Genomic DNA, 10,032 nt, shown 5'->3' on the forward strand with positions numbered 1-10,032 from the left:
CCAGCGGGGCTGACGCCCCGGCGAAATTCCCCTCCCACCTACGTCGGAGGGAGTCCCCTTTCGCATTTAAGATGGGGAGGGGTGGAAGTACGAATTCAACAGCCAGCCCTATCTGGAGCAGGAGCAGACCCTGCAGCTGGATGGCAAGGGGCCGACCCCGCTCACGCTGCAACTGGCGGCGGGCTGGTATCGATTGGAGGTGGAGAACAGTCAGGGACATCAATCGAGCCTGCGGGTGGAGATAGGCAGTTACGCCTGGGGCGGCGGTGGGGAGCAGGCGCGGCCCGACAAGATTGCCATTACCCTCGACAAGCGCGCCTATCAGGCCGGGGAGAAGGCCAACGTGACCCTGGTGGCCCCGCGCCCCGGCAAGGGGTTGCTGATGGTGGAAGATGGCGACGGCCTGCGCTGGTGGCAGCGTATCGAGCTCAAGGGCGCCGGCGGCGATGCCAAGGATGCCCGCGGCGAGTTCGAGATCCCGGTCAGCCCCGAGTGGCAGCGCCATGACCTGCATATCTCGGCCCAGATCGCCGCGCCAGACAGTGACTCAAAGCCGGTGAGCCAAAAGAGTGTGCAGAGCCTGCGATCGGTCGGTCTGGTGCCGCTCACCCTGGATCGGGAAGCGCGCCGTCTGCCGCTTACCCTGAGCGCGCCGGACAAAACGGTGCCGCTCACCCGGCTGGAAGTGACCGCCACCTCCACCCCCAACAGTCAGGGCCGCGTGGTGCTGGCGGCGGTGGATCGGGGCGTGCTCAATATCAGCGACTACCAGCCCCTCGACCCGTTCGAGATCTTCTTTGGTCGCAAGCGCTTCGCCCAGGATTTGTTCGACAACTACGGCCAGGTGATCCCGCCACAGGATGGCAAGCTGGCCCGCCTCAACTACGGGGGTGACCGGGCGCCGCTGAAAAAAGGGGGCGCGCTGGAGAGCCGGGTCGAGATCGCTGCGCTCTGGAGCGGCGAGGTGAGTTTTGACGAGCAGGGCAAGGCGGTGATCCCGCTCGATTTGCCCAACTTCAACGGCGAACTGGCGCTGATGGCGCTGGCCTGGAACGAACAGCAAGTCGGTGAGGCCGAGCGCGCCGTCAAGGTGGTGGCGTCGCTGGTGGCAGAGATCGGCTGGCCGCGCTTTGGCGCCAGAGGGGATGAGACCCGGGCGTTGGTGCAGCTGCGCAACATGAGCGGTGAGGATCAGACCCTCTCCCTCGCATGGACGTTAAGCGGTGGCTTGCAGGCGGGGGGCGAGCTGCCCGAGACGCTTTCCCTTAAAAACGGCGAGGAGCAGTGGCTGACCCTGCCGCTCACCGTGACCGAAGCGAGCGGCGTGGCAAGCCTGCAGTTGGCTGCCAGCGGCATGGATTTTGCCATCAGCCGCGACTGGACTTTGCCGCTGCGTTCCCCCTGGCCTGCCGAGACTCGCCAGCGCTACCAGATGCTGGCTCTCGGCCAAGAGATGGCTTTTGCGCCAGCTGAGCTGACCGGGCTGGATCGTGCCAACCTGCAGGGGCTGCTCAGCCTCTCCGGCACTCCCCCCTGGGATCCGGCAGCCCAGTGGCAGGCGCTGGCCGACTACCCCTACGCCTGTCTGGAGCAGACCCTGTCCCGTGCCTGGCCTTACTTGCTGACCACGGCCGATGAGCGGGCCGCCTGGCGCAAACCCGCACAGGGCAACAAACCGGCGAGCGAGGCGGATGTGCAACGCGCCCTGCTGCAACGGCTGCAGCGGTTGCAACTGCCAAGCGGCGGCTTTGGCCTGTGGGATGGTCGCTCCGACGAGGAGCAGTGGCTCACCGCCTATGCCGCCGACTACCTGCTGGCGCGCAAGGAAGCGGGCGACGCCGTGCCGGAGGCGATGCTCAATCAGGCTTTGAACCGGCTGCAAAGCTATCTCACCGACAGTCAGTATGGTGAGCGCTGGAGCAGTGCCCCCGAGCACAGCCGGCTGGCCTATCAGGCCTACAGTGCCTATGTGCTGGCCCGGGTGGGCAAGGCGCCGCTCGCTACCCTGCGCCTTATCTGGGAGCAGCAGGCCGATCATGCCCGCTCCGGCTTGCCGCTCTTGCACCTCTCGCTGGCGCTCTCGGCCATGGGGGATGAGCAGAACGCCGCCAAGGCCCTCAGTCGGGCATTGGCGACCGAGCGCGGGGACGACTATCTGGGGGATTACGGCTCGCCGCTGCGCGACCAAGCCCTTGAGCTCTCCCTGCTGCGCCAGCACAAGCTGGCTGCGGAGATCTGGCCGGCCCTCAGTGCCAAGGTGGCCGATACCCTGGCTCACCGTCAGTGGCTCAGTACCCAGGAGCGGCTCGCTCTGCTGCGACTCGCCCGCGTCGATCCGGCCGTCGACTGGCAGGCCAGGGTGACCTCCTCTCTTGGCAGTGGATCCCTGAGCGGTTCGGTTCCGCTGCAGCAGGGTGCCCCCGAGGCACTGGCGGCGAGCACCGTCACCAACGAGGGCAAGGGATCCCTCTATGTGCAGCGCACCCTGGTCGGCTACCCCGAACAGGCTCCTACCAGATTGAGTCAGGGGATAAGCGTGACCCGCAGCTGGTTCAACAGCGACGGTCAGCGTTTTGACCCGACCAAGGTGAAGGTGGGCGATCTGGTGGTGGTGCGGCTCAATGTCAGCAGTGAATCGGCGGTGCCCGATGCCCTGCTGGTGGAGATGGTGCCCGCTGGCTTCGAGCTGGAGAACCCGGCCCTTGGCAATAGCATCAAGCTCGAAGAGCTCTCCATCGAGGGGAAACCGGCGTGGCAGAGCGAGTGGAACGATTATCTCAAGCATCAGGAGTTTCGCGATGACCGCTACACGGCGGCGCTGGATCTGAGCGCCGGGAGCAACCAGCAACTGGTCTACCTGATGCGGGCGGTGACGCCGGGTCGCTATCAGGTGCCGCCGACCCAGGTGGAGGATATGTACCGACCCGAGATCCGGGCTGTGGGTGAGGATATCCACGAGGTGATCATCTCTGAGTAACAAACCCTCCCTTGAGCGGGTTCGCCCGCTCACTTTCTGGCAGCGTGGCTGGCTGAAATTGGGTCGCACTGGCCACGCTGGCTTGCGTTGGCTTGGTGGCCTGCCACGTTGGCTGCGCTTTTCGGTGCTGGGTGTTGTAGCACTGCTCCTGTCATTGCTGGCGCTGGATCGTATTTTCCCGCCGCCGCCGCTCGACCCTGCCTACGCACGGGTGGTGCTCGACATGAAGGGGCGACCGCTGCGTTCCTTTGCCGATACCAGCGGCGTGTGGCGTTACCCCGTGACCCTGGAGCAGGTCTCCCCCCGCTATATCGAGGCGCTGCTGGGCTACGAGGATCGCCATTTCTGGCGTCATTCCGGGGTCAATCCGGTGGCCATGGTGCGCGGGATCTGGCAGTGGCTGCATTACGGACGCGCTGTGTCGGGGGGCTCGACCCTCACCATGCAGGTGGCGCGCCTTATCGAGTCCTACCACAGGAGCGTGCCCGGCAAGCTGCGCCAGATGGCGCGTGCGCTGCAGCTGGAGTGGCACTATGACAAGCGCACCTTGCTTACCGTCTACCTCAACCGGGCACCGTTTGGCGGCAATCTGGAGGGGGTGCAGGCCGCAAGTTTTGCCTATCTCGGCAAGAGTGCAGCCAAGCTGACCTATGCCGAGGCGGCGCTGTTGGCGGTGCTGCCGCAGGCTCCCAGCCGCAACCGGACGGACCGGCATCCCGAGCGGGCCCGCACCGCCCGTGACAAGGTGATGCAGCGGCTGGTGGCGCAAGGTGTCTGGCCAGAGCAGGCGTGGCAGGAGGGGCGCATCGAGCCTGTGCTGGCCCGCGGTCACTTCACGCCGATGGAGGCGCCGCTGTTTGCCCGCCTCGCCGCCGACCATCAGGCCGGGGCCCTGGTGCATACCACCATCGACGGCGATCTGCAGCGTTGGCTGGAGGGGCGGGTGGCGAGCTATATCCGCCGCTTCCCCGAGCAGACCTCAGCGGCGTTGCTCCTGGTCGACAACAGGACCATGGCGGTGCGCGCCTATGTGGGCAGCGCCGAGTATGGCAATCTGCGTCGCCACGGTTACCTCGACATGGTGCAGGCGATCCGCTCTCCCGGCTCCACCCTCAAGCCCTTCATCTACGGTCTGGCGATGGACGAGGGGCTGGTGCACTCGGCCTCTCTGCTCTCCGATGCGCCAAGGCTGGGCTCGGACTATAGACCCGCCAATTTCTCTGGCGCCTTTCAGGGACCGGTAACCCTCGCCCAGGCGCTGCAGCAATCCCTCAACGTGCCGGCGGTGCAGGTGCTGGAGGCGCTCGGGGCCGACAAACTGGTCAGCCGCCTCGACAACGCCGGGGTGAGGCTGGCGCTCTCCGACAAGCCCAATCCGGCCATTGCGCTGGGGGCGGCGGGCATTCGGCTCGAGCAACTGGTGGCGCTCTACAGCTCGCTGACCCGGCAGGGGCAGGTGGCGATGCCGGTCTGGCTGGCGGGGCAGCAGGCGGTGTCACGCCCCTTGCTGAGCCCGGGGGCCGCCTGGATCATCTGGCAGATATTGAACGCCCAGGGGCGCGCGGATCAGCCCTTTGCCAGTGAGGCGACCGGCCGGGTCAATCGACTGGCCTGGAAGACCGGCACCAGCTATGGCTATCGCGACAGCTGGGCCATGGGGGTCTCCGGTCGTTGGACCATCGGCGTCTGGCTGGGGCGCCCCGATGGCACCCCCATGCCCGGCTTTTATGGACAGAGCGCGGCAGTGCCGCTGCTGCTCTCGGTCTACTCGCGATTGGCTGACAACAGCCCCTTGCCAGCACAACCCAACACGGTGAGCGAGGCCGAAGTTTGTTGGCCGCTGGGGCGCAAGACGAGCACGACCCTGCCAGAGGCCTGTTTGCAGCATCAGAGCGCCTGGCTGCTGGAAGGGCGCGACCCTCCCACCTTGCCGGATCCCATGGATTGGCCCTCGCCGCTGCGCCAGGTTGCGCTCACTGTCGACGGCAAGCCGACGCTGACCCGCTGCCACGATGCGGCACAATCCGCTTTTAGAGCGCTCTGGCCGCTGTCGCTGGAGCCATGGCGCTCACCGGGCGAGCGGCGTCAGGCGCTGCTTGCCAGGGGCTGCGCGGGGGAGGGACAGAGCGCCGAGCAGCAGGCCCCCATCCGCATCCTGGCACTGGGGGAGGGCAACCTTATCCGCAGTCAGCGCTATCGGTTGCAGCCCAGGGTGCTGGGCGGTGTCGGCAAGCCGGCATGGTTTCTCAACGGCCAGCGGCTGCGCTGGGACGGGGATCAAGTAGTGAGCAAGGCGGGCCGCTATCAGCTGGTGGTGGTGGATGAGGCGGGAAACAGCGATCGCATCGAGTTTCGGCTGGAAAACTCCTCCTGAGGGCGTGGTGAGCGCCAGAATACTGACGGCATCGGGGATGGTCCCGATGCCGTCAGTTGATTGTCGATTCCCGGCAGAGACGGGGAGTCAGGGCTTGACCTGCCCCAGCCGGGTGAAGAAATGCCGGCTCTTGCGCTGGTGGAAGTGGCTCTTCTTGATGGGATGAAACACCAGGTCGCTCTGTCGGTGACTCCCCTTGAGGTGGTGGATCATCGCCATGGCCGGTAAGCCAGTACTGACGAGCGTGGTGAGCGGCAGGGTGACGGTCTCGGGTCCCAGCAAGGGTGTGAACCCCTGCTGGGCCTGCTCGAAGCGGGTCAACACGGCGGGTTCGGCGTAGCCGCTGCCCAGCATGGCGAGCAGGGCATCGAGGGCATGATGGAACTCGGCGAGCTGCTGACGAAAGCCGCTTCGCCCCCGCAGGGCAATGAGCTCTGCAAACGGGATGTCGGCCAGGTGAGTGGGCACTTGCAGCGGGATCTCGAGGTGGAAGCAATCCTGACCGCCGCGATTGTGGTAGCGGGATTCGAGCAGATGGAGCAGCCGATCCAGATAGTCGTGATCGGTAATAAGCGCCCCGTCATTGGCGAGTGCCCACTCACGGGCGAGGCGCATGGAGAGCAGGTTGGCAAAGCGGCGCGCCATTCTGATCCCCCCTTCATCCTGCGTCGCAAAGCCGTGGGTCAGACAAAACCCGTGCAGCCGCTCCAGTCCCGCCTGAGCCGGGCAGAAGCAGTCGTGGTTGGGGGCTGAACGCCAGCGGGCGATGAGCTCCCTGTTGCCAAATACCTTGTGGCGGACAAAATCGGGGGCGACCAGACCGGCAATCTGGCTCTCCACCTGGGGCGTGATATCGGCGAAGAAGGCGGGTCGTGGCGGCTCGGCCAACAGGTCGGTTTGCTGGCGCAGGGTCTCCAGCAGGGCGGTGAGACCGCTCTTCTCACTGACGGTGAAGACGAAGGCGAGCCGCTCCAGATAGAGCAGGGCAAACTTGAGCCAGAGCTCGTCGCGTACCTCCATGCCGGGGTAGTAGATATGGGTTTTCATGAATGCTGTGTTGCCAGGATGCAGGGGTGGGAATATACGCATGATTGCCCGGATGCGGCAAACTTTGCGTGGGGGAATGTGAGCGGCCGCTCATGCAGTAGGCGCTGGTCACAAAGTTCTGATATAATTCGCGCCCTTAAATCAAGGCCACCCGAGTCATTACCATGAAGTTCATTATCAAGCTGTTCCCTGAAATCACCATCAAGAGCAAGTCGGTTCGCCAGCGCTTCATCAAGATCCTGCAGGGCAATATCCGCAATGTCCTGCGCCGCTTTGACGACGATGCCCGGGTGCGGATGGATTGGGACAAGCTGATCGTGAGCTCCCGCAATGACCAGTTCCGCGAGCAAGCCATCGAAGCCCTGGCCTGCATCCCCGGCATTCAGGCCTTCCTCGAGGTGCAGGCCAGCAAGTTTACCGACCTGCACGACATCTTCGAGCAGGTGAAAGCCGTCTGGGGTGATCAGCTCGAGGGCAAGACCTTCTGCGTGCGTGCCAAGCGCCACGGCAAGCACGAGTTCTCCTCCCTCGAAGTGGAGCGCTACGTGGGCGGTGGTTTGAACCAGCACTGCGTGAGCAACGGCGTGCGCCTCAAGAACCCGGATGTGAAGATCAACCTCGAGATCGATGGCGAGGAGCTTTTCATCGTCAGCGCCATCCACCAGGGGCTGAGCGGCATGCCCATCGCCACCCAGGAAGATGTGCTGAGCTTGCTCTCCGGCGGGTTTGACTCGGGTGTCGCCTCCTTCCAGTTCATCAAGCGCGGCTGCCGGGTGCACTACTGCTTCTTCAATCTGGGTGGGGCGGCTCACGAGATTGGCGTCAAGCAGGTGGCCTATCACCTGTGGAACCGTTTCGGCTCCTCCCACCGGGTGCGCTTCACCGCGGTGGACTTCGAGCCGGTAGTAGCCGAGATCCTCGAGAAGATCGACAACGGCCAGATGGGGGTGGTGCTCAAGCGGATGATGATGCGTGCCGCTGCCAAGGTGGCCGACGAATTCCAGATCCCGGCCCTGGTGACCGGCGAGTGTGTGGGTCAGGTCTCGAGCCAGACCCTCACCAACCTGAACGTGATCGATCGGGTGACCGACAAGGTGATCCTGCGTCCCCTCATCACCTGGGACAAGCCGGACATCATCAGCGAAGCGCGCCGCATCGGTACCCTGGAGTTCGCGGAGACCATGCCGGAGTATTGCGGCGTGATTTCCAAGAAGCCGACCGTGAAGGCCGAGCTCTCCCGCATCGAGGCGGAAGAGGAGAACTTCGACTTTGCCATTCTGGACAAGGTGGTGGCCGAGGCCCGTTACCTCGACATTCGTCGCATCGGTGAAGAGACCGCCGCCGAGGTGCAGGAGGTGGAGACCACCGCCGAGAGCGGTGACGACGAGGTGATCCTGGACATTCGCTCCATGGAGGAGCATGACGACAAGCCGCTGGTGGTGGAAGGGCGCGAGATCATGCATATCCCCTTCTTCAAGCTGGCCACCGCCTTTGGTGATCTGCCGAAAGAGAAGACCTACCTGCTCTATTGCGATCGCGGCGTGATGAGCAAGTTGCAGGCGCTTTACCTGAAAGAGAAGGGCTTTGCCAACGTCAAGGTCTACCGTCCGTGATGTGACGGCAAGACGCGTATAAAAAATCCGGCCAAGGCGCCGGATTTTTTATTTCACTCGGATGAAGGTAGATGCTCAGGGGCAGGGGACCGGGGTGAAGGTTTCCTGACCCTGACAGCGCCAGCCCATCTCGGCCTGACGCATCTGCCACAGGTTGTTGCTGCGAAACAGGGTCAGGATGTAGAGCATGTCGCTACGCTGGCCATCAAGGGCCACCGAGAGCACCAGATCGTTGTCCAGCTGTTGAGCATGGATACGGGTGGGTACATCTTTATGGCCGACGAAGCGGCGAGCCACTTCGCGATAGTCGTTGACCCAGCCTTGCTGACTGCTGCTCGCCTGACGGATCTGCTGGTTGAACTGCTGCACCGGGGTGGATGCCAGACGCCCGAACAGGGCCTGTGCCCCCGCATGAGCCGCTGCCACCATCATCAGAACAAGCGTGGTAATGAGCCCAAGTTTTTGCATGAGAGAATGCATTGAGAGAGTCCGGATTGAAACGACTCCTGTATGACAACAGAAAAGCGAACTTGGTTCAATCTTGTCCCTGCCGGGATGGGATCTCGCCCACTCTGAGGCTTCTCAGTTGCGCTGCAGCGAGAAGGTGGGCAGGGAGAGGTGCCAGTAGATGGCCGCTACCCGCAGACCAAACACCCCGAGCATGCTGATGAGCATGGCGCTGACCCTCTCTACCCCGACTTCCAGCGACAAGGTATAGAGGATGCCGCCCAGAATGCAGGCGGTGGCGTAGATCTCCTTTTGCAGCACCATGGGCACTTCCCGGGCCAGCACGTCACGGATCATGCCGCCCGCAACCCCCGTCATGGTGCCCATCAATACGGCGATAAGCCCCGATGTACCAAAGTTGAGGGCTTTTTGTGCCCCGATCACGGTAAAGAGCGCCAACCCGAAGGCGTCTGCCACCGGCAGCACATACCAGGGCATGCGGCGGGGCAGTTTGACCATCCACATGCCGATGAGCGCCGTGGTAATGACCACCCAGATATAGAGGGGGTCGCGTACCCAGAAGACCGGGGTTGCCCCCAGGATCATGTCGCGGATGGTGCCACCCCCGATGGCGGTAACCGCCGCCAGCACCATGACACCGAAACCATCCATCCTGAGACGGCCCGCCACCAGTACGCCCGAAAACGCGAATACCGCAGTACCAAACATGTCGCTGATGTAAACGATCTGCTCAACCAGAGTCTGCATGGAGAACAACTCACGTCCAATAGATGATGGGGCGGCGATTTTAGGGGCAAGCCGTGGGGATGAGCAATGCGGGAGTGCAAAAGTGGGAGCCAGCGCCGGTTTCTGGATCAGGGGTTGAGGTAGGCAAGTGGGCAGCATCAGGCGGCAATACGGTCATGGTGGGATTCAGTACAGATTTATCCTCTTTGAGGCAAAAAATGTTCTAAAGCATCGGGCTGTGGTGCCGTTACTAAGGGGGAAGCAAATGGAAGGGTGTCAGGAAATCCAACTTTTTGCAGTGCTGCGGATCTGGTCATCACCACGTTGAATCAGATCTGCCTCAGTCACCGGCAGCGGATTGGCCCTGCGGACTGACGATGGATCTCAATCGCAACGCGCCCTGGGATCCGCAGTTTTAGACTCATCAGGAGAATTCAATATGTCCATGTACATCAGCACCAACGTCTCGTCCCTCAACGCCCAGCGCAACTTGATGAACTCCGGCAAGTCGCTGGATACCTCCTATACCCGCCTTGCTTCAGGCCTGCGTATCAACAGCGCCAAGGACGATGCGGCCGGTCTGCAGATCTCCAGCCGGATGACCTCCCAGATCAACGGCCTGGATCAGGGCAACCGCAACGCCAACGACGGTATTTCCATGGCTCAGACCGCAGAAGGGGCTATGGACGAGGTGACTAGTATGTTGCAACGTATGCGTACTCTGGCTCAGCAATCTGCGAATGATACTAAGGAAGGTGCGAACAAGTCCCTGATATGAGATCATGTTTGTCATCTGGAGCCATGAAAAAGGGTTCATCATGAGTCAT

The 10,032-nt window shown here is 63.1% G+C and carries 5 protein-coding genes and 2 pseudogenes; 4 read left to right on the forward strand and 3 right to left on the reverse strand.

All coding sequences use genetic code 11. The annotated features are described in order from the left end of the window. Positions 1 to 70: 70 nt before the first annotated feature. A pseudogene (locus tag OKB81_RS17335) lies at positions 71 to 2,977 on the forward strand (alpha-2-macroglobulin family protein); the annotation flags it as partial. 52 nt (positions 2,978 to 3,029) lie between these two features. After that, the gene (pbpC, locus tag OKB81_RS17340) at positions 3,030 to 5,351 is read left to right on the forward strand and encodes a penicillin-binding protein 1C (RefSeq protein WP_270698370.1); all 2,322 of its coding nucleotides are present in this window, start codon (positions 3,030 to 3,032) and stop codon (positions 5,349 to 5,351) included. An 87-nt stretch (positions 5,352 to 5,438) separates the two neighbouring features. Here the strand turns inward: pbpC and OKB81_RS17345 are convergent, their stop codons facing one another. After that, positions 5,439 to 6,398: a hypothetical protein gene (locus OKB81_RS17345; protein ID WP_160838353.1), complete on the reverse strand. Its 960-nt coding sequence runs from the start codon at positions 6,396 to 6,398 to the stop codon at positions 5,439 to 5,441. 164 nt (positions 6,399 to 6,562) lie between these two features. Between OKB81_RS17345 and thiI the strand changes: the two genes are divergently transcribed. Beyond that, positions 6,563 to 8,011 carry a tRNA uracil 4-sulfurtransferase ThiI gene (gene thiI, locus OKB81_RS17350; protein ID WP_010674285.1) on the forward strand — a complete coding sequence of 483 codons (1,449 nt, stop codon included), beginning with the start codon at positions 6,563 to 6,565 and terminating at the stop codon, positions 8,009 to 8,011. Between the two features lie 75 nt (positions 8,012 to 8,086). Here thiI and OKB81_RS17355 read toward each other — a convergent pair whose 3' ends face one another. Together OKB81_RS17355 and OKB81_RS17360 are read right to left on the reverse strand one after the other, a co-directional pair. Further along, entirely contained in the window at positions 8,087 to 8,479 is a 393-nt protein-coding gene (locus OKB81_RS17355; protein WP_039038657.1) for a hypothetical protein, read from the reverse strand. Positions 8,480 to 8,593: 114 nt separating this feature from the next. Beyond that, entirely contained in the window at positions 8,594 to 9,226 is a 633-nt protein-coding gene (locus OKB81_RS17360) for a trimeric intracellular cation channel family protein (protein WP_160838351.1), read from the reverse strand. A gap of 418 nt (positions 9,227 to 9,644) precedes the next feature. On the opposite strand from OKB81_RS17360, the pseudogene OKB81_RS17365 reads away from it, so the two are divergent. Then, positions 9,645 to 9,980, forward strand: a pseudogene (locus OKB81_RS17365) (flagellin N-terminal helical domain-containing protein); the annotation flags it as partial. Between the last annotated feature and the right edge of the window lie 52 nt (positions 9,981 to 10,032).

Origin of the sequence: Aeromonas sp. QDB56, from assembly GCF_027705505.1 — a bacterium.
Taxonomy (GTDB): domain Bacteria; phylum Pseudomonadota; class Gammaproteobacteria; order Enterobacterales; family Aeromonadaceae; genus Aeromonas; species Aeromonas caviae.

What these genes read in the sequence shown, in the direction of transcription:
- OKB81_RS17345 (WP_160838353.1), bottom strand. Translation starts at nt 6,398, where the DNA reads ATGAAAACCCATATCTACTACCCCGGCATGGAGGTACGCGACGAGCTC.
- thiI (WP_010674285.1), top strand. Translation starts at nt 6,563, where the DNA reads ATGAAGTTCATTATCAAGCTGTTCCCTGAAATCACCATCAAGAGCAAG.
- OKB81_RS17355 (WP_039038657.1), bottom strand. Translation starts at nt 8,479, where the DNA reads ATGCAAAAACTTGGGCTCATTACCACGCTTGTTCTGATGATGGTGGCA.
- OKB81_RS17360 (WP_160838351.1), bottom strand. Translation starts at nt 9,226, where the DNA reads ATGCAGACTCTGGTTGAGCAGATCGTTTACATCAGCGACATGTTTGGT.